This window comes from Pseudomonas sp. NFX5, from assembly GCF_049132125.1.
Lineage (GTDB): Bacteria > Pseudomonadota > Gammaproteobacteria > Pseudomonadales > Pseudomonadaceae > Aquipseudomonas > Aquipseudomonas marginalis.
The window spans coordinates 1-18480 of the sequence record NZ_JAFMZG010000023.1; the positions used below are offsets into that span (position 1 = coordinate 1).

Below are 18480 nucleotides of genomic sequence, written 5' to 3' on the forward strand. Positions count from 1 at the left end.
CCTGTGTGATTATCCCTTGGGGAGGCTTGGACGAGGTATGACCCGCGTCCAGGCCTCAAATGTGTAAACGATGTCCCCGGTTTCAGATGTAAACGATGTCTACGGTTCTACACCCCGATAGCGGTGGTTCAGTCAAACATGTACTGACTGATCTACCACCATCGGGGGCAAGCCCCCTCCCACATTTGAATGTCTGTGTTATTTGAATCAGAGTTAACCCGAACACCCCGCACCTTGCGTCTGACCTTGTGAACGGATCATTCATTCACGAGGTTCAGCCCATGTCCCGTCCTCTGCTCTTCCTGCGTCCTGCTGCCCAAGGCTTTGCCGTCACCCTGGTGGTGGCGCTGGCCGGGTGTGGGCTGTCTTCGTCCCCTGAGTTGGCCAAACCGGCCGAGCCCGTTGCCGAGCTGCAACGCGCGTCGCCCCAGGGCGCCTTGGTCAAGCGCATGGCAATGCCCGCGCCAATGCGCATGCAGGAATCAGCGGCGATGGATTACCGCAGCGAACCCCGCGAGCAATACGCCAACCTGCCGGACAACCCGGTGCATCGCGTGGCCGAGACGCCGGTGTCCACCTTCAGTGTGGATGTCGACACAGGCAGCTACGCCAACGTGAGACGCTTCCTCAACCAAGGCAGCCTGCCGCCCGAAGGCGCTGTGCGACTGGAGGAAATGGTCAACTACTTCCCCTACAACTACGCCTTGCCCACCGACGGCTCACCGTTTGGCGTGACCACCGAAGTCGCCGCCACGCCGTGGAACCCGCATACCCAACTGCTGCGCATCGGCCTCAAGGCGTCCGACCGCGCCGTGGCGGACCTGGCGCCGGCCAACCTGGTGTTCCTGGTGGATGTGTCCGGCTCCATGGACCGCCGCGAAGGCTTGCCGTTGGTGCAAAGCACCCTGAAATTGCTCGTGGACCAGTTGCGTGATCAGGACCGGGTTTCATTGGTGGTCTACGCCGGTGAGTCCCGCGTAGTGCTCAAGCCCACATCGGGGCGCGACAAGGCCAGGATCCGCAATGCCATCGATCAACTCACCGCCGGCGGTTCCACGGCAGGCGCATCCGGCATCGAACTGGCCTACCAGATGGCCCGCGAAGGCTTTATCGACAAGGGCATCAACCGCATCCTGCTGGCCACCGACGGTGACTTCAATGTGGGCGTCAGCGACTTCGACAGCCTCAAGCAAATGGCCGCCCGGCAGCGTAAAAGCGGGGTGTCCCTGACCACCCTCGGCTTCGGTGTGGATAACTACAACGAACACCTGATGGAACAACTGGCGGATGCCGGCGATGGCAATTACGCCTATATCGACAACCTGCGCGAAGCCCGCAAGGTGCTGGTGGACCAGCTCAGTTCAACCCTGGCGGTGGTCGCGCGGGATGTGAAAGTGCAGGTGGAATTCAACCCGGCACAGGTCAGCGAGTATCGACTGCTGGGCTATGAAAATCGCGCCCTCAAGCGTGAGGATTTCAACAACGACAAAGTCGATGCCGGTGAGATCGGCGCAGGGCATACCGTGACCGCGCTGTATGAAATTGTGCCGAAGGGCCAGAAGGGCTGGTTGGAGCCCTTGCGCTACGCCACTGCGCCTGCGGCCGAAGGTAAATCCGATGAACTGGCGATGCTGCGCGTACGCTACAAGCCCGCCACGGGCGGTGACAGCCGCTTGATCGAACGGCCCATCCGCCACGAAACCACCCAGGCCAGCGACGACCTGCGCTTCTCGGCGGCGGTGGCCGCCTTCGCCCAACAGCTCAAGGGCGATGGCCGCTACACTGGCAGCATGAGTTTGAAGGACACCGCCGCACTGGCCCGATCGGCCAGGGGCGATGACCCCTTTGGTTTGCGCAACGAGTTCGTGCAACTGGTGGAACTGGCCCAAAGCCTGAAACCCTGATCTCAAACAGGACACTGATCAAATGTGGGAGGGGGCTTGCCCCTCCCACACTTGAACAGCGTTAAATTTATAAAAGGAGTTCGCCCCCTGCATGGCTGTTCCAGATGATCCATCCAGCGACGAATCGCTGCTGGCCCGTTACCGCGCCGGTGACGCCGCCGCGTTCGAAGCCTTGTACGCGCGGCATCGCCAAGGCCTCTACCGCTTCCTCGTGTCCCTGAGCAACAAGGCCGAACTGGCCGAGGAAATCTACCAGGACACCTGGCTCAGCCTGATCCGCAGCAACACCCAGCCACAAGGCCGGGCGAGTTTTCGTACATGGCTGTTCCAGATCGCCCGCAACCGCCTGATCGACCACTGGCGCAAGCACGGCATCCATAACCCCTTGCACGACAGCTACGATGAGCAACTGCACGCCCAGGCCGACGACAGCGCCGGCCCCGAGCAACAGCTGAGCCTGAGCCGCGACCAGGCGCGCCTCGACGCTGCCCTGCAAGACTTGCCTGAAGACCAGCGCGAAGTCTTCCTGCTGCGCCTGCACGGCGACCTCGACGTGCCGCAAATCGCCGCCCTCACCCAAGCCCCGCTGGAAACCGTCAAAAGCCGCCTGCGTTACGCCCAGCAGAAACTGCGCCGCCTGCTGGCCGAGGAGATACTTGCATGACCGACTCCCGACATACGCCCGACACCGACGACGTGCTGATCCAGCACTACCGTCAACACAGCAGCGGCGAGCCGCCCGCATCCCTCGACGCCTTCATCCTCGACGCCGCCCGCCGCGAAGCCCCGGCACCGCAACCGAGCCTGTGGCAACGCTGGCTGCACGCCTGCCAACGCCCGCGCTGGCAAATGGCATTCGCCACCGTGGCCGGCTTGGCGCTGATGATCGGCGTGGTCACGCGCTCGCCCGTGCCGCAACCTGAAATCTCCACGGCGACCTTCTCCGCCCTGCACGAGGAAACCGCCCGCCCGGCACCGCAAGCGTTGTCCGCACCGGCGCCGATGGCGCGCATCGCCGCCGCGCCCAAGGCTGAACGTGCGCCGGTTCAGGCTGAGATGGCAGGTGCGCTGGCAGATGAATCGAGCGCCAGGCTCAGCAAGCGCGCACCGTCAGCGTTGCCGTCGCTGGAGCAAGAGTTACAGTCGATCGTGCGCTTGCGTGAAGCGGGTGAAAGCAAAGCCGCGGATGAAAAATTGCTGGCGTTGCACGCGCGCTTTCCCGAGGAAGACCTGCCCGCACGGCTGGAGGCGCTGCGCAAGCATTGACCAAGAAAGAATGGGCCACCGGTAATCTGTGGTGAGCGGGCTTGCCCCGCGCTGGGGTGCGAAGCACCCCCAATGAAGACAAATGCGGTATACCCGATAGCGCACAGCGTCTGGTTTTGGGGCTGCTGCACAGCCCAACGCGGGGCAAGCCCGCTCACCACAGTGCCCTCAAGGCCCGTCTTCAACGCCGCGCATCAAAAACCATGCGCACCGCCAGGCCAGCCAGCACCGTCCCCATCAGCCAGCGCTGCACCAGTTGCCAAACCGGCTTGGCCGCCAGGAAGGTCGCGATGGAACCGGCCATGATGGCGATCACCGCATTCACGCTCACACTGATCATGATCTGGGTAAACCCCAGCACGATGGATTGTGTCAGCACGCTGCCGTGGCCAGTGGGGGAGATGAATTGGGGCAGCAATGACAGATACATCACCGCGACTTTCGGATTCAACAGGTTGGTCACAAAGCCCATCATGAACAGCTTGCGTGGGCCGTCCCTGGGCAAGTCGCGCACATGAAACGCCGAGCGCCCGCCGGGCTTGACCGCTTGCCAGGCCAGGTACAACAGGTAAAGCGCACCGCCGAGCCTGAGTGCGTCATACGCATACGGCACTGCCATCAGCAACGCGGTAATCCCCAGCGCCGCACACAGCATATACACGACGAAACCCAGCGCCACGCCGCCCAGTGAAATCAACCCGGCCAGCGGCCCCTGGCAGATCGAGCGCGAAATCAGGTAGATCATGTTCGGCCCGGGCGTCAGCACCATGCCAAGGGAAATCAGACCATACGCCAGCAGGCTCGACAGTTCGGGCATGGGTTAACTCCTGTAGGTTGAGCGCGTCGTTGCGCAGGTTGGATGCACCTGATGGTAGGGCGGGAGCAGGGCGCGCGTTAGATACAGATCGGCCGACAAAACGTCATACAGGGGGCTTGGGCCGCCTGAGCACCCTTGGTTGGCGGCGAGTCCGTCAGTTAAGGGCGAACACCCTACTTGTGGTGATCGGGCTTGTTGTGGTGAGCGGGCGTGCTGTGGTGATCGGGCTTGCCCCGCGCTGGGGTGCGAAGCGCCCCTAATGAAGACGACTGCGATGTATCAGGAACGCCCCTGGCATCAACGCTTGCAGTGAGACGCAACGTCTCACGGTCTCGTCGCTACCGCGTGCGATCTGGCATGGCGCGTCTCGTTTGACCTCGATGCCGGCCACCCTTGGGTGTTCATTCGGTGGCTCTAGGAGAGGGGCGTCCAGGCGTTTTTGCACAGCTGGCACCGGCCTTGCTCTGGCCCCTTGCAACCCACCCGGCACGCCAGTGCCAACCGTTTCAAGGAGACTTCGCTATGAGCCTTTCGAGCAACTCGCAACGCAGCATGCGTGCCGCTGTCTGGCACGGTCGTAACGACATCCGCGTCGAAGACGTGCCGCTGCCCGTTTCGCCGCCTGCCGGTTGGGTGCAGATCCGCGTGCAATGGTGCGGCATTTGCGGCTCCGATCTGCATGAGTACGTGGCCGGCCCGGTGTTCATTCCGGTCGACGCCCCGCACCCGCTGACCGGGATCAAGGGCCAGTGCATTCTCGGTCATGAGTTTTGTGGCGAGATCGTCGAACTCGGTGCCGGCGTACAGGGTTTCAGCGTCGGCGAGCCGGTGGCGGCCGACGCCTGCCAGCATTGCGGCACCTGCTACTACTGCACCCACGGGCTCTACAACATTTGCGAAAACCTGGCCTTCACCGGCCTGATGAACAACGGCGCCTTCGCCGAGCTGGTCAACGTGCCCGCCAACCTGCTGTACAAATTGCCGGCGAACTTCCCCGCTGAAGCCGGGGCGCTGATCGAGCCGCTGGCCGTCGGCATGCACGCGGTGAAAAAAGCCGGAAGCCTGCTCGGGCAAAACGTCGTGGTGGTCGGTGCCGGCACCATCGGCCTGTGCACCATCATGTGTGCCAAGGCGGCGGGCGCGGCCCAGGTGATCGCGCTGGAAATGTCCGGCGCGCGCAAGGCCAAGGCCCGGGAAGTGGGGGCGACCCACGTGCTCGATCCGAATGAATGCGACGCCCTGGCCGAGGTCCGCCGCCTGACCGGCGGGCTCGGCGCGGACGTCAGTTTCGAATGCATCGGCAACAAACACACGGCCAAACTCGCCATCGACCTGATCCGCAAGGCCGGCAAGTGCGTATTGGTGGGCATCTTCGAAGAACCCAGTGAATTCAACTTCTTCGAGCTGGTGGCCACGGAAAAACAGGTACTCGGCGCGCTGGCCTACAACGGGGAGTTCGCCGACGTGATCGCGTTTATCGCCGATGGGCGGCTGGACATCTCGCCACTGGTGACGGGGCGCATTCAGCTGGAACAGATCGTGGGCCAGGGCTTCGAGGAACTGGTTAAAAACAAGGAACACAATGTGAAGATCATTGTGTCGCCTGCCAGGGTCTGACGCGCACGCTGACCGCCGCAGTCTTTGCCCCGCTCCCGACTCCCCAAGCAAGACAGAGGAGGGGAGTGGGGGACGTGTGGGCGCGACTGAAAAACTCGGCCCGTCGAGATCACCGTGAGGTCGTGCGTGAGCGTGAAGTGGCGATGACCGCCCCCGTAATGATCAACACCGCGGGAATCATCAGGATCGGCTTGGCATCGCTTTGCCCCACGGCAATCAACAGCAGCGTGGAGAACAGCGGCGCCAGGTAAGACAGGGCGCCCAGCATCGATAGGTTTCCGTGCTTGGTCGCGTGGTCCCAGGCGAAAAAAGCCAGGCCCACAGGTCCCAGCCCCAGGGCAATGATCGCCGCCCACTGGCCCGGCTCAGGCCGCACCGTGGTTTCGAAAGCCAGGTGACAGAGCCCCCCGGCCACTGCCACCAGCCCGCAGATCCCCCCGATGATGCTGCTCGGAACATGGCTGAACCGCCGGTTGAACACCGAATAGATCGCCCAGACCCAGGCACACGCAAAGGCGGCGGCATAACCGATCACCGGCATCGACGCACTGTCACTCCGGGCCCGCAGCTGCATGATGAAGGCCGTCCCCGCCAGGCCGAGCAAGGCGCCCAGCAGCTGGCGCTTGCGCAGCGACTCGCCGGTGGCAAGGCTCGACAGCAGCACGATCAGCAGTGGCCACAGATAGGCAATCAGGCTGGCTTCAGCCGCAGGCGCGGCCTTCAGGGCAAAGAAATACAACGCGTGATAGACAAAGATCCCGGCAAAACCTGTTGCCCACACCGGCCAGGGCTGGCGCCAGCTGCTGAACCCCGCAGCGCCACGCAGCCCCAGCACGCACAGGCTGGCCACGAACGCGACCGCGAAGCTCGAAGCCAGCAACTGAAAGGCCGGGATGCCGGCGGTCAAGGTGGTCAGAAGCGCCAGGCACGCCCACAAAAACACGGCAATCACCCCGATCAGCGTCGCACTGGCGGCGCCCTTGGCAAGGGTGATGGGTGGGTTGGAAGTGCTAATCCGTGAGTCTCCGGGGGTCAGGGGGTTATCGAGGTTGCTCAGCATTTGGGCGTCGATGCCGCCCCACAAAAATTCCGAGGTCTTTTGACTTGAGGCCTATGAGCCATACGAACGGCTTCACTGATTTGTCTTCTGTGAGATCGCCCGCAGTGCCTCAATGCTTAAGGATTCTCCCTTGGCTTCTTTCAATACCCTGCGTTGCTGATTGTAACGTTCGTACTCCGCTTTCGCTTTGTCGTCAGCCACGTGCTTGCTGACCTGTCCAGAATCCTGCAAAACCTCACGGTCATTGAAGGCTAGGAACTGATCCAGTTTTTCCTGCCAGTCCCGTAGGAAGATTTGCTTGCGCCTCAACGCTTGGTCTTCTGCGAAGTCCAGCCACATGGTGACAATGCGATTCAATGCGGAAATTTCGTCTGCACGCAGATAGTTTTTGGCGATCGTGACATCGCTTTTGCGTACCTCATCACCTTTGAAGCTGGTGAGGCCCATATTTGGTTGTGTCGAGTCGACACGTTGGGCAATTAGTTCGGCAGCGGTAAGGCCGGTGCTCGCGAAGTGCAGTTTGTTTTGAATGATTTGAAAGAAAGCGGTCGTTTCACTATTCGACGGCACGTAGTCCGCAGCCATCGCGAAAATTTCCCGAACTCGCAGGTAAACCCGCCGCTCGCTGGCGCGGATATCGCGAATGCGTTCAAGCAATTCGTCAAAGTAGTCAGGAGCCAATGAACGACCCACTGGAGGGTTCTTCAGCCGTTCATCATCCATGACGAAGCCTTTGACCAAGAACTCCTGCAATATCTGCGTAGCCCATTGGCGGAACTGCGTACCTCGCTTGGAACGTACTCGATAACCGACGGCCAGAATCAGCGGTAGGCTGAAGTGTCTGACGTTGTAGGGCTTATCGTCGGCGGCAGTTGTTCGGTAAAACCGAACAACTGAATTTTCAGCCAATTCGCCCTCTGCAAAGATGTGGCTGATATGTTCGCTGATAGTCGCTTTCGCCTTGCCATACAACTCACAAATCATGGCCTGCGATAGCCACAGGGTATCGCTGTCAAAACGACACTCCAGGCGAACTGAACCGTCACCGCTCTGGAACAGCAGTATTTCACCTAGTGGGGCTGGAGGGTGTTGGTTCTGGCTGCTGTCGCTCATGTGAGAACTCAGTGATCGGGCTGATCGACAGTCTACAAAAAAGCCCCAGGCCTTTCGACCTGGGGCTTTTCATCTATATCTGGTGCCCCGGCGTCGTTTGAACTGGGCAGTAATATGCCCGTATTCATTGGGTGTGTTTGGTGGTGCTTCGGTTAGGCATACATGTGGGCATACACGGCGCTTCCGTCTGGCCACTTTTTTCGAGGTATCCCCGTGGGGTAAAGCAACACCAAATGGTTGCTGATGTGTTGCCATCCGGCTTAGTGGTTACTTCTTCGTTCGACCTTCTGCTGCCAGTGAGGCGAGCGCAAGGGTGATGAATCCTGCATTTCCATCCAGGGTATCCAGTGCCCCTCGAATGTTCTGTGCCACTTCTGTAGATCCTCTTTGCTCAACCCAGTTTGACAGCTCCTCGATAGCTGCCCCCAGGGCCAGTTGGTTTTCATTCATGCGCTTGAGCAATGACGCAAGCAAAGGGGTGTCTTCCATGATGTTCTCCCGCCCTGTTATCAGGTAGTCAATCTACCTCTAGCCAGTAGCATTGCATATCAGCTGTCCTTACCACCTGGTGATCAGAAATCACGCCGACCATCTTGATTCCCTAGATGCGTAGTTGCATGGACTTGTCCACCCATTTGCATTCGACTTGACCAATCGTTTGCATCGGATTTGACCAGCACACTGGGTGGCCTTGATCGGCAGAAAACGGCCAAAACCGGACCTTCGGATTAGACCCGCTTCCGGCTACAAGCGGAAAATTCTGTTGGGTCTCGTAAATTCAGACCTTAACGTCGTTCGTTCCATTCACTAACCAATAGGCTTCTGACTCAAAGCGAACGGCGATGGTGTGCCAGTGCTTGACGGTCTTAAGTACGTTAGCAGCCTCAAGATCATTGGCGTCTAACGGTCGCCATCCGAGCCCTCGCCGAAATCCCCCCGCAAGCCGAACAGTTATTGGGTATTCGTTTAAGAGGCTCATCTGAGCGTCAGCGAGGGAAATCGAATTTGCGCCTCCCTCTGACGTTGGATTGGCTAACTGGACGGCGTCATCTTCCCAGCCACAAAGGGGGCAGATATCGTACGAGCCGTACTCGCATTCCAAGGTTACGAAACCGCAGCAAGGGCATGGTAGATCACGCATACGACATCACCTGATTTAATGGTCTACCGGTATCGGTCAAGTGCCGTTTTACTCGGGTCGAAAATTGTAAGACCTACTTGCCGATGGTCAAGGTCCGCGTTGGGTCGTCTTCTGCCCGTCGCGAGATGGAAGAAAACGACCCAATACAGCCGGTCGACACTGGCAGAAGTGGGCCAAAAGCGGGATTTATCTGCTATGACACCAATGACGAGTTGGCCTGCGAGGTAGGCTGTAAAAATATGATCACTACAGTGAACCAAGATGATTGCTTAAGCTATTTCGTCGTCGTGCATGGCATTGACATTGAGACCTACGAACGACTGGCCGTTCACTTCGAATGTCGTCGTGGCGGCATGCGAGTGACGGACGGAAGCCGGTATATCTCTATCCCTGTCACGATGGCTGCCTTAGGGGGCACCCTTGCTTGGGTCAAAACCGAACTCGGGGGGCGCTACTGTGAGCTGTATTTAATAGTGTGCGTCGCAACCAAATTGTCTTGGAGCGAGGTTGTCATCAACTCTGAGATAGCTTTGCTCGCTGGTCAAGTTGGTGCGGCGATTAAGGTTGCTTTTAAGCGAGCGTGATTTCATCTCTGCAGTATCCACATTGGGTCGACTTCTGCCAATCAGGGCCACCCAGTGTGCTGGTCAAATCCGATGCGAACGACTTGCCAAGTCGAATGCAAATGAGTGGGCAAGTGCAATGCAGATGGGTGGTCAGGTTGAGTGCAATTACCCACCCTAGAGGCCAACCATGTGGTGTAGGGCCAAATTTGGAAAGGCAGCATGAGAGCACGTATCCAGCCCCCCTCCAAAACTGGTGTAACCGGTGTTACGAGTGTAACGCTCTTCACCAAACGCCCGGTTTCATTGGCTTTCATGCCTGTTACACAGTCGGGCGACATAGCGTACCTCCGATGTAACGCTGCCACTGCGTGTAACGCTAAAGTCAGCATCCGGGTGTTGTGGGCAGGCGCTTTGCGCTCAAGCCTACCAAGCGAATTTCGCGGGCTCCGCCTTTCGATGAGAGGAAATCACGCTGGGGACCCTGAGAGCTTTAGCTTCACACGGGGCATGAAACCCGCGGGATCGAGTTAGTGGGAGGCGTTGGAAGTTACTGAAATTTCAATCGTTGAAATTGAAAGGATTTTGAAGGAAAGAGGGTATCGTTACCGTAATGGTAACGGTGCTCTCAAATCGCTCAGGCGTTAGGGCAAATGCACAGGTGAGCTGGAGTTGACCAGGTTCGCTTGTTCACTTAGCTGGGTGACTTTCCGCCAACTCGATCCCCCGGGTTTCCTGCACAGTACTGAAAGAAAAACCTCATAGGCCCTGGATTAACCGAACTAGAGATGCATTGTCGTGACGAACATCGCTGAAGGTATATCAATGCATGGGGCCAGGGGCTAAAGAAGTGTGAAAGGTTTTACTCGAGCTGCATGATTAGTTATCTTATTGATTAATATGACTTTTTATAGGGTTGCACCTCTATGCGCGGAGATCGCTAAGAAGTGTTAAAAGCTGAACAGGTGTTACTTCTGACGGCGATGTTGAGTTGGCGGATTCTAGTACTGGCGGTTGTCTGCACAGGGCACGCTTCCGGCCAATACCGGTCCGTTGGCGTAGTTCGCAATCGATCCGAGGCTGACCTTCCCACATGCGGTAACCTGCTTGCCCATCTGGGAGGCATGGGTAGAGGCAGCGTAGCTGGAGGACTGCTAGTATCAGACACCTACCCGTCCCCCTTAGAAGTCTTTAAGAGCCCCTCACCTAGCCTATGGCCATGATAAGGTGGGCTCAGTGAAGAACGTCAACATCCAACAGGGCGTCAAACGTGGCATTAGACCAACGCATTTTTTGGAAGAACGAGAGAATAGCCTTCCTCGCCTTAACCACACTGAAGGGTGTCGGCTTTTGGACGCTGCATCAACTTGCTACGTCTAAAGTGGGTTTCAAAAGCACGTTCAAATCCAATCTTGAAAAATATGTAAAGCTAGAGGAGGGATCAGTTACTCCCCTGGCAGAAATCAAAAAAAAGCTATGGCAGCGCGGCATAAAAATAATTGAAGAGCTTGCGAAAGAAAATATCATTCTGATATTTCAAGGTGAAGACCGTTTCCCTGCGAAGTTAAAGAATATTCATGACGCGCCACAGTGGTTATTCGTGCAGGGTAATTTAGGCATACTTGATACACCGTCTATTGCAATTGTGGGGACAAGGAAGCCTACCGACGAAGGTATGTTTCTTACAAGGCTTATTCTTGCCGCTTTGCACAGGTCCAGCTTTTCTACGGTTAGCGGTTTAGCGCTTGGTATCGATCAACTAGCTCATCTCGAATCTATAAGATACGAGCTTCCGACGATAGCTGTCTTAGGCACAGGTATAAAAGAAAGCTATCCGAAAGGCTCTGAGTCGATTAGGAAGCTGATTCTTGATAGCGGTGGTGCAGTGGTAACTGAATACTTACCTACTCAAAGTTACAGTGGCGAAAACTTTGTGAGGCGTAATCGAATACAGGCTGCACTTTCTGATATTCTAATTCCTGTGGAATGGAAAATTAAAAGTGGTACTGCGCATACTGTAGGGTTTGCCGCGAAATATAATAAGAGAATAGTTAATGTATATTTGCCGAAAACTTTAGAGTCGCGACCTGAAATAGAGTTTTCCAGGCATAGCTATGCAGCAAGCGATTACGAAGTGCCTTTAGAAATTCCAGAGTTTTTGAGCAGTATTTCGTCGATACCTGAAAAATGCACAAAACTAGCTATTGAGACCAACGGCCAGTTAGGTCTTGAACTTTAAGCAGGGATGCAGTTTATGCCTAAATTAAAAGGTGTGATTCTAAGTGTTGAAGATGTACTGGTTCAACAGGGAGTTGGGGATGCCCTGGTTTTTTCGGAAGTAACAAAGCTTATAAAATATTTAAAAAGTACCGGCACGCAGTTTGTTGTGATGACAAATCGACGGTGGACGGTAGGTAATGGCTCTCGACAATTAGTAGATGCTCTTAAGGAAGTGTGGGGTGAGTTTACTTATTTGTGCCGTTCGGCTGACAGCAAAATACCCGCAAAGCCTCGTGCTGAAGCAACTGAATACGTTCTAAATTTGATGGGCTGGAAGAGTAACGAGGTCTTGTATATCGGTGCGTCTGAAAGCGATATGCAAACTGCAGTAAATGGAGGGCTATTATTTCTCAGGGCCACATGGTACGCCAATAAAACTGACTATGGGTTTGAGTTTGATGCACCTAAAGATATTGCTAGATTTATTGATACCTTTTGTTTTAGAGACCATTTATGGTGTCATGAAATACATGATGGCGATTTTGAGTACTATGCGCTTGCCCCGTTTAGTACTATGAAGGCGGAGTATACTCTGTATTCCGAGGATGCTAGGAAAGCCGCGAAGCAAGGTCTTGGTCATCCTGATTTTTGGGTCGGAGCAATAGTATCAAGTCTTTACTTTAGTGGGATTCAAAACCGTATCAACTACATCACCGTATACCCGGGTCATAAAGCAGGCTCGGGGAATGTGGTGATGAATGATGCAATGGCCATATTTGGTAAATGCTTTAGAAAAAACTATCTACCAGATCTTATAGTGCGTCACACTACAGCGCAGAAGTCTCAGACTGCCCGTAATCAGGGTATACCTCTTGATCACCTTAATCAGCTCAATACTATTGTGCTTAATAAAGCTCCGCTGAAAACATCTGATGTCAGATATAAAAGTCCGCCACTTGGCAAAGGCAAGTCGGTTCTTGTTATTGATGACATTTGCACTAGGGGGTACTCACTCGAAGCTGCTCGAACGTTTGTGGAACAAACGGGAGCTAAAGCCATACTTGTGTCATGGCTTAAAACCATAAACACGGATATCGTAGAGCTGGCGCCATTTGAAAAATTTGATCCTTACAAGCCTGCAGTTTTCAGCACGCAGCGTGCTCATAAAACTCACTCGTACCATGAAAATATTGTCGATCACTTAGCTCCCGGTGAGCTGTCGGAGATCTTTGCGCATTATAAAGACTGGGAATGGCCTGCATAGAATAATCCTTCTAAAATATGAGGCCGTAATTTATCCTAATGTTATCTACAAGTCCTGGGTGGATTCAAAACTTGAACCTGCTGCGGTATTGGAGAGTTGCTCCTCAATCGCCTTTACAAATGCCTTCAAGGTGATAATTAAAGACTTAACTTTATCTTGATCTATTGAGGTTATAGCTCCTGACTTATCCTTACCTCCTCTATGTACAATGTCGTGTCGGGTTTTGACAGCTTTAAATAGTGGCGTCATATCTGCCGGGAACTCTATGCTAAGGACAGTTCTATACATTAGGCGGACCTTAGCAAGGTTGTGAAATAATACTCCTGCTAGGTACTCTTGGACTTCTTCTTTAAGGGTTTCTTTTCTCTTAAAGATATCTGTTAATTCAAGCTTTCTATTTCTGAATTCTAAGTCGGTTTCCACGCAGCGCCGTAGATGATCTCCATTGTTTACAACGCGATTGATAAAGGTGTCCGAAAGGTACGTTTCCATTGCTGTAATTGCTGTTGCATATAAAATTCTTGCCATCGTCAAACTTAGTTTTTTGTCGGGTAAACGAATATTGATCATCGCATTTAATTCATAAATGCTTTCTAGGAAGTTTTTGTATGGTTCTTTATTCTTTGATATGGCAAATGTTTTGTATTCTAGGTATTGATGCTCAGCTTCTAATTGGCTGCACTCCTTGCAAACGCTGACCCATCCGCCAGGATTTTTAGGATCAAGGAACCGAGGTCTAACATGTTCACGCAATATTGAATTTTTTGTTACTAGCTTTCTACATTTGCGACATTCAATTTCGATATCCATAAAGCCATGATTCCGTATCGTTATTTTCTGTAGGTGAAAAGCTGAAGGTAAATCGCAGCCTATCTACCTCGCTTGGTGATGTTCGTCATTGTGAAGCGTTACAGCTAGCCTAGAAAAATCTGCACGTACCATTTTTCCGTCTTGTGAACACTTTTCCAGAATCCAGCTTTATAACGACGTGATTTTTTAGAGGCGCTTAAAAAATCTATTCCACCTTTTCTGATTTTTAGGCTATCACAATATTTTTGCTCAACTATGCTGTGAGCGGTTGAGCTGGCCGTGGGTGAGTATCCATAAGGCTAGACCCTTGCAGATTTTATCCTCTGTTTCGTTATCGAGAGATGCCCTATGACGCAGCCCGTATTCAATATCTTCGATGCGCTGTCTGATTGGGGGAAAACACTTTCTCCCTGGCAGGGCTTTTTGTTGAGCCAGTTGGTGGCATCAGCTGAGCTCAGCGATGAGTCACTGGATGAAGTCTTTACCGAATACCTAGTCGACCAGGGTCTTAGTGTGCCCCCCGCAGTCCGTGCAACCTGGGACATGACGCTACCGCAGCTCGAAGCCGACACGTCGAAGGCGGTCAGCACCTTGAAATCTATCGGGTCGGTAGCAGGCGTCAATGCGCTAGCTGTTGGCGAAACACTGAGCTTCGGACCCAAGCTTACTGTGATCTATGGTCCCAATGGCGCCGGCAAGTCTGGTTATGCTCGTGTATTGAAGTCTGCATGCTTCACTCGATCCAAAGACACTGGGATCCTAGGCGACGTTAGGCTAGCAAAGGGAGCAAATCCGAAACCTACGGCTACCTTCCATTTTGATGATGGTTCAAGCGTCAGCTTCGTACATCAAGAGGCATGTCCTCGATTGCGTGATGGTTTTTCCGTTTTCGATTCGACCTGCGTTCGTGTGCACCTTGATGATCGTAACGTCTTTCAAGTTATGCCGTACCTGTTCGACGTGTTCCCTCGAATGGTTACAGCGTTTGGCAAATTACAAACAAAACTTCGCGACGAAATCACCAATCGAACACCGGTGCTGGATAAATTCGCTATCCAGGACAGTACGTCAGATGTAGCCAATGCCTTGGCGACGCTTACCGCGAAAACTGATTTGATCCAGCTGAAATCGTTTGCGGTGTTTGGCGATGTCGAAGCCGCTAGGTTACTGGCTATTGAGCCCCAATTGACTGAGCTTAGGACAACGGACCCTAAGGAAATCGTCAAAAAAAATGAGCAACGGATTGTTGACCTGGACACTCTCAAAGCGAGTATTGCGGCACTGGCTGTCGGTGTAAAACCGGCCACGGTGACCAAAATCGGCGACACAGCTAAGCAGATTGGAGAGCTCATCGAAAAGGGAGCTGCATTGTCCGCAGTTCAGTTCGCCGAAGAGCCTTTACAGCCCATCGGGACTACGGTGTGGCGTGATCTTTTATCCGCTGCGATCGCATATAACGTCGAAGCCTATCCAGGCGATGCGTTCCCTCCCCAAGCTGAGGGCGCGCGTTGCGTGTTGTGTCAGCAGGTGCTTGATGTGGCGAGCGCAGATCGTATGGGGCGATTCTATCAAATGGTCACTAGCGACTTAGAAATACAGCTGACCAGTGCCCGAAACGAAATGAAGGCTCATGGCTCGGATGTAAGTACGGTTAGTACTACGTTCTTCGCCCAGGACGGCGCAGCGCGGCGTGCGTTGCTGGAGCTCGACGTGGTGCTGGAAGCTGATATCGCGGCTCATGTGGAGGGTTACCGGCATCTCATTGAGTCTTTGGACCTAGCTGTAACAAACGTCTGCGACCCAATGTGTTCCGTGCTGGAATATGACGCTGTTTCGGAGCGAATTAGCGCTTTGGTCGAACGCTTGAAACGGGATAACGAACAACTGCGCGAAAGTGATCCCAAGACTATGATTGATGCTCTTTTGTTAGAGCAACAACTTCTGAATGACCGCCATCGACTTTTTGGCCAATACGATGAGGTTGCGGCTGCGGTCGAGAGCCTCCAGTGGGTGAGTAAGGCAACGCCATGCATTCGAGGCTTCTCAGCCATTCAGCGTGATGTGACAGCTAAGCAAAAAAACCTTGCTACAACGTTGGTTGCCAAAGGTTTTATCGCTCGCTTTGCGGAGAACTGTAATGCGTTAAAGCTGGAGTTGCCCGTGCAGTTCCGGTTTGCCGGAGATGCAGGAACCACAGATCGAAAGATCGAGATCAGCAACGCAGGTACGGCCGGTGTTGACCCTTCCCGTGTGCTGAGTGAGGGGGAGCAGACCGCCGCGGCCTTGGCAGACTTTCTGACGGAAATCGAACTCAATGGTACGTGTGCCGGCGTCATCTTCGATGATCCGGTTACATCCATGGACCATGTACGTAAAGAACTCATCGCCCAACGCCTAGTAGATGAGGCCACACGCCGTCAGGTCATTGTGTTCACTCATGACATTCTATTTACGAATTACCTCGCAACTGCTGCGGAGGATAAAGGTGTGTCATTCGCCGGGCGCACAGTTTGGCGTGATGACAACGATGCCCCTGGCGCGATAGATCGATTGGCTTTTCCACATGAGCATTATGAAGGCGCTGCGTATGATCGAGCGAAAAAACACTACGATGCCGCTCGTGCGCTCACTGGCGCCCCGCAGCGCGATGCTTTAGAAAAAGCCTGTGGAAGCCTGAGAACCGGCTATGAGGATTTCATCCAGAAGAAGCTGTTTAATAACGTCGTACGTCGGTGGCGAGAGAATATTACGTTCACGTTGAATCAAGTTTTCTTTGATGAGGCGATTGCCCTGCGTGTGCACGAAAGAATGGTCACACTGTCCCGGTACATCGACGCGCATTCACACTCTGAAGATTTCCATGAAGTGCCACTCACAGTTGAGGTCTTGGTCAATGAGTTTTCACAGTTCGATAGCATTAAGTCGGACTACAGTAGGGCTCGCAAGGAATGGGAAAGGGCTAAGCCGAAGGCTGTGTTCAGTTAAGTGAAAAAAGGGAGCTGCCATGTGGGTTTTCGGATTCGGGTCGCTGATGACCGATGCTTGGGAGAAAGAATTTGACTGCAAACGGCGTGTTACAGCTGAATTAAAGGGATATCGCCGCGCATTCAATAAAGCCTCTGTCGCCAACTGGGGCACACGTGATTGCCCGTGTCCAACCCTCAACCTGGTGCCTGAACCAAATGCGCACTGTCGTGGGATTGCGTTCGAATTTTCCGAGGCAAGGAGAGATGATGTAGAGGTCTACCTTGCCAGACGTGAAGGTAAGGGGTTCGAGCTTTCCAATCTGGAGGTTATAGCCGAGGGTGCAGGAGTGGTCCGGGCGCTGGTCCCTTTGTATGCGGGTAAAAACATCATCCACACCACTGATACGCTAGCATCTATCGAATTGGCCCTCCATGCCAAGGGCTCGAGTGGCCGGTGCTCTGACTATGTATTTGGTGTTTATGAGCAACTGAGGGAACTCGGCATCAACGATCCTGCGGTAACTGAAATGTGGGACTTAGTACGTGGAGTCCGTCCGGATTAGAGGCGAAGTCAAAGGAACAGGCACTGAGGAAAAGGACAGGTAAAAATATTTGTCTAGTCAAGCTTGGTGTTTGAAAGTTCGCAGTAGGTCATTCCAGGCTTCCTAATGACCGCTTTTGGCCGATCGCGGTGAGTTGTTTCTGGCGTAATGAGGAGCGATCTATCGGGTTTGAATCCGTTCAGCTTTTAATTTTAATGTTAGTTCTCGTTCTGCATCTGCTTCGGGTGGTATGAAAGGCTGGCTAAAGTAATCAGCCCGCTAAGGCGGGCTGATTCGGGGTTACGCAGCGAGTAGTTCCTCCAGGGAGATGTTACGGGCTAGCGCTGCCAAATCGGAACGGTCAAGTTTCGAATGGAAGGGGCCGAAGCGAGGCACTTTCAGTCCGGACAAAGAATCGCCCATTCCCCCTTTTTTGTGGCTGACGGCTACTATGCGTGCGCCCAAAGCCATCAGCCGTTCGGTTGCAGCATTCCACTCCTCATTCAGCGCAAAACCTACTGCATTCAACGCTTTGGCCTTGGCTTCATCGCAACGTTGGCGGGCGTTCGTAATTTGAGTCTCAAGCGTATCGAGCTCGACTTGCAGAGCACCAAGGATCAGGTCTTGCCTTCTGACCTGCTCGTCCGTTGTTGCCAGTTGCTTAGCGGCCTTTTGCATTTCGCCGCTTGCCGATTTTTCCCCTTCGGTATCACCGCTGGCGAGGCTTTTGGCGTAGGACGTTGCAGCGTCGCTCTCGGCTTGTTGCGCCTTTTCCAGTGCTTGATCGGCTTCGGATTGAATCGCCTTAAACCGCTCACTCAAGTGCGCTCTTTTTCGCTCCAGCGCTTCTATTTCAGCTGTCGCATCGGTCATTGCTTGGATGGATTCGACTTTGATTTGATCGTTTTTTTCCAGGCGTTCCAGGTGTTGAATCTTCCGATCAATTGCAGCCAAGTCATGTGGTATCGCTCGTATACGAGCTTCGGCACTTGATATTTTATCCGCAGCTTCGCTTGCTTCCGGGCTTCCAATTGGGTTGCCAACAGCACTGAAACCGCGCGGCGCGTTTCTCCATTCGGCTTCCAGTTGTGGAAGGCTCTGTTCCAAGGCTTCCAGTTCTTGAATCAAAGCGGCTTGTTGCTGTTTTAGCTGGTTCATGTTGCGTTCCTAAAGGCGAGAGGTTGATTGGTTTTTTTA

Annotated in this window: 16 protein-coding genes; 9 read left to right on the top strand and 7 right to left on the bottom strand. The window is 54.1% G+C overall.

Features of this window, described 5'->3' with window-relative positions:
- Nucleotides 1–281: 281 nt before the first annotated feature.
- The 3 genes from J1N02_RS14365 to J1N02_RS14375 all read left to right on the top strand — a co-directional run bounded on the left by J1N02_RS14365 (nt 282) and on the right by J1N02_RS14375 (nt 3170).
- Nucleotides 282–1904, top strand: coding sequence for a vWA domain-containing protein (locus tag J1N02_RS14365; protein ID WP_098480627.1), 1623 nt, complete (start codon nt 282–284; stop codon nt 1902–1904).
- Nucleotides 1905–1995: 91 nt separating this feature from the next.
- A complete protein-coding gene (locus tag J1N02_RS14370) occupies nt 1996–2568 on the top strand; it encodes an RNA polymerase sigma factor (RefSeq protein ID WP_027607880.1) in 573 nt (190 codons plus the stop codon).
- Entirely contained in the window at nt 2565–3170 is a 606-nt protein-coding gene (locus tag J1N02_RS14375; RefSeq protein WP_027607879.1) for a hypothetical protein, read from the top strand. Before J1N02_RS14370 ends, J1N02_RS14375 begins: the two co-directional genes overlap by 4 nt.
- A 181-nt stretch (nt 3171–3351) precedes the next feature.
- Here the strand turns inward: J1N02_RS14375 and J1N02_RS14380 are convergent, their stop codons facing one another.
- Entirely contained in the window at nt 3352–3987 is a 636-nt protein-coding gene (locus J1N02_RS14380) for a LysE family translocator (RefSeq protein WP_027607878.1), read from the bottom strand.
- Between the two features lie 552 nt (nt 3988–4539).
- Between J1N02_RS14380 and J1N02_RS14385 the strand changes: the two genes are divergently transcribed.
- Nucleotides 4540–5604 carry a 2,3-butanediol dehydrogenase gene (locus J1N02_RS14385; RefSeq protein WP_227432305.1) on the top strand — a complete coding sequence of 355 codons (1065 nt, stop codon included), beginning with the start codon at nt 4540–4542 and terminating at the stop codon, nt 5602–5604.
- A gap of 109 nt (nt 5605–5713) precedes the next feature.
- Here J1N02_RS14385 and J1N02_RS14390 read toward each other — a convergent pair whose 3' ends face one another.
- From J1N02_RS14390 to J1N02_RS14405, 4 genes are all read right to left on the bottom strand, one after another.
- A complete protein-coding gene (locus J1N02_RS14390; protein WP_092358636.1) occupies nt 5714–6619 on the bottom strand; it encodes a DMT family transporter in 906 nt (301 codons plus the stop codon).
- 117 nt (nt 6620–6736) lie between these two features.
- Nucleotides 6737–7777 (bottom strand): virulence RhuM family protein, encoded by a 1041-nt coding sequence (locus J1N02_RS14395; RefSeq protein ID WP_027607875.1) that lies wholly within the window; start codon nt 7775–7777, stop codon nt 6737–6739.
- A 267-nt stretch (nt 7778–8044) separates the two neighbouring features.
- Nucleotides 8045–8266 (bottom strand): hypothetical protein, encoded by a 222-nt coding sequence (locus J1N02_RS14400; protein ID WP_056858122.1) that lies wholly within the window; start codon nt 8264–8266, stop codon nt 8045–8047.
- A 289-nt stretch (nt 8267–8555) separates the two neighbouring features.
- The gene (locus tag J1N02_RS14405; protein ID WP_074848336.1) at nt 8556–8918 is read right to left on the bottom strand and encodes a CPCC family cysteine-rich protein; all 363 of its coding nucleotides are present in this window, start codon (nt 8916–8918) and stop codon (nt 8556–8558) included.
- 83 nt (nt 8919–9001) lie between these two features.
- On the opposite strand from J1N02_RS14405, the gene J1N02_RS14410 reads away from it, so the two are divergent.
- From J1N02_RS14410 to J1N02_RS14420, 3 genes are all read left to right on the top strand, one after another.
- Nucleotides 9002–9502, top strand: coding sequence for a hypothetical protein (locus tag J1N02_RS14410; protein WP_421147432.1), 501 nt, complete (start codon nt 9002–9004; stop codon nt 9500–9502).
- Nucleotides 9503–10751: 1249 nt separating this feature from the next.
- Nucleotides 10752–11720 (top strand): DNA-processing protein DprA, encoded by a 969-nt coding sequence (locus tag J1N02_RS14415; protein ID WP_122764478.1) that lies wholly within the window; start codon nt 10752–10754, stop codon nt 11718–11720.
- Between the two features lie 15 nt (nt 11721–11735).
- On the top strand, nt 11736–12965 hold the full coding sequence (locus tag J1N02_RS14420) for an HAD hydrolase-like protein (RefSeq protein WP_122764520.1): 1230 nt from the start codon (nt 11736–11738) through the stop codon (nt 12963–12965).
- Nucleotides 12966–13010: 45 nt separating this feature from the next.
- Here the strand turns inward: J1N02_RS14420 and J1N02_RS14425 are convergent, their stop codons facing one another.
- Nucleotides 13011–13775: a hypothetical protein gene (locus J1N02_RS14425; RefSeq protein WP_163034895.1), complete on the bottom strand. Its 765-nt coding sequence runs from the start codon at nt 13773–13775 to the stop codon at nt 13011–13013.
- Between the two features lie 348 nt (nt 13776–14123).
- On the opposite strand from J1N02_RS14425, the gene J1N02_RS14430 reads away from it, so the two are divergent.
- Both J1N02_RS14430 and J1N02_RS14435 read left to right on the top strand, forming a co-directional pair.
- Nucleotides 14124–16760 carry an AAA family ATPase gene (locus J1N02_RS14430; RefSeq protein ID WP_122764480.1) on the top strand — a complete coding sequence of 879 codons (2637 nt, stop codon included), beginning with the start codon at nt 14124–14126 and terminating at the stop codon, nt 16758–16760.
- Between the two features lie 19 nt (nt 16761–16779).
- Entirely contained in the window at nt 16780–17304 is a 525-nt protein-coding gene (locus J1N02_RS14435; RefSeq protein ID WP_122764481.1) for a gamma-glutamylcyclotransferase, read from the top strand.
- Between the two features lie 279 nt (nt 17305–17583).
- Here the strand turns inward: J1N02_RS14435 and J1N02_RS14440 are convergent, their stop codons facing one another.
- Nucleotides 17584–18441, bottom strand: a complete 858-nt coding sequence (locus tag J1N02_RS14440) for a hypothetical protein (protein WP_421147433.1) — start codon at nt 18439–18441, stop codon at nt 17584–17586.
- Nucleotides 18442–18480 lie beyond the last annotated feature (39 nt).

Excerpts from the sequence above, each read along its gene's own strand:
- J1N02_RS14365 (WP_098480627.1), top strand. The coding sequence starts at position 282 with ATGTCCCGTCCTCTGCTCTTCCTGCGTCCTGCTGCCCAAGGCTTTGCC.
- J1N02_RS14370 (WP_027607880.1), top strand. The coding sequence starts at position 1,996 with ATGGCTGTTCCAGATGATCCATCCAGCGACGAATCGCTGCTGGCCCGT.
- J1N02_RS14375 (WP_027607879.1), top strand. The coding sequence starts at position 2,565 with ATGACCGACTCCCGACATACGCCCGACACCGACGACGTGCTGATCCAG.
- J1N02_RS14380 (WP_027607878.1), bottom strand. The coding sequence starts at position 3,987 with ATGCCCGAACTGTCGAGCCTGCTGGCGTATGGTCTGATTTCCCTTGGC.
- J1N02_RS14385 (WP_227432305.1), top strand. The coding sequence starts at position 4,540 with ATGCGTGCCGCTGTCTGGCACGGTCGTAACGACATCCGCGTCGAAGAC.
- J1N02_RS14395 (WP_027607875.1), bottom strand. The coding sequence starts at position 7,777 with ATGAGCGACAGCAGCCAGAACCAACACCCTCCAGCCCCACTAGGTGAA.
- J1N02_RS14400 (WP_056858122.1), bottom strand. The coding sequence starts at position 8,266 with ATGGAAGACACCCCTTTGCTTGCGTCATTGCTCAAGCGCATGAATGAA.
- J1N02_RS14405 (WP_074848336.1), bottom strand. The coding sequence starts at position 8,918 with ATGCGTGATCTACCATGCCCTTGCTGCGGTTTCGTAACCTTGGAATGC.
- J1N02_RS14410 (WP_421147432.1), top strand. The coding sequence starts at position 9,002 with ATGGTCAAGGTCCGCGTTGGGTCGTCTTCTGCCCGTCGCGAGATGGAA.
- J1N02_RS14420 (WP_122764520.1), top strand. The coding sequence starts at position 11,736 with ATGCCTAAATTAAAAGGTGTGATTCTAAGTGTTGAAGATGTACTGGTT.
- J1N02_RS14425 (WP_163034895.1), bottom strand. The coding sequence starts at position 13,775 with ATGGATATCGAAATTGAATGTCGCAAATGTAGAAAGCTAGTAACAAAA.
- J1N02_RS14430 (WP_122764480.1), top strand. The coding sequence starts at position 14,124 with ATGACGCAGCCCGTATTCAATATCTTCGATGCGCTGTCTGATTGGGGG.
- J1N02_RS14435 (WP_122764481.1), top strand. The coding sequence starts at position 16,780 with ATGTGGGTTTTCGGATTCGGGTCGCTGATGACCGATGCTTGGGAGAAA.
- J1N02_RS14440 (WP_421147433.1), bottom strand. The coding sequence starts at position 18,441 with ATGAACCAGCTAAAACAGCAACAAGCCGCTTTGATTCAAGAACTGGAA.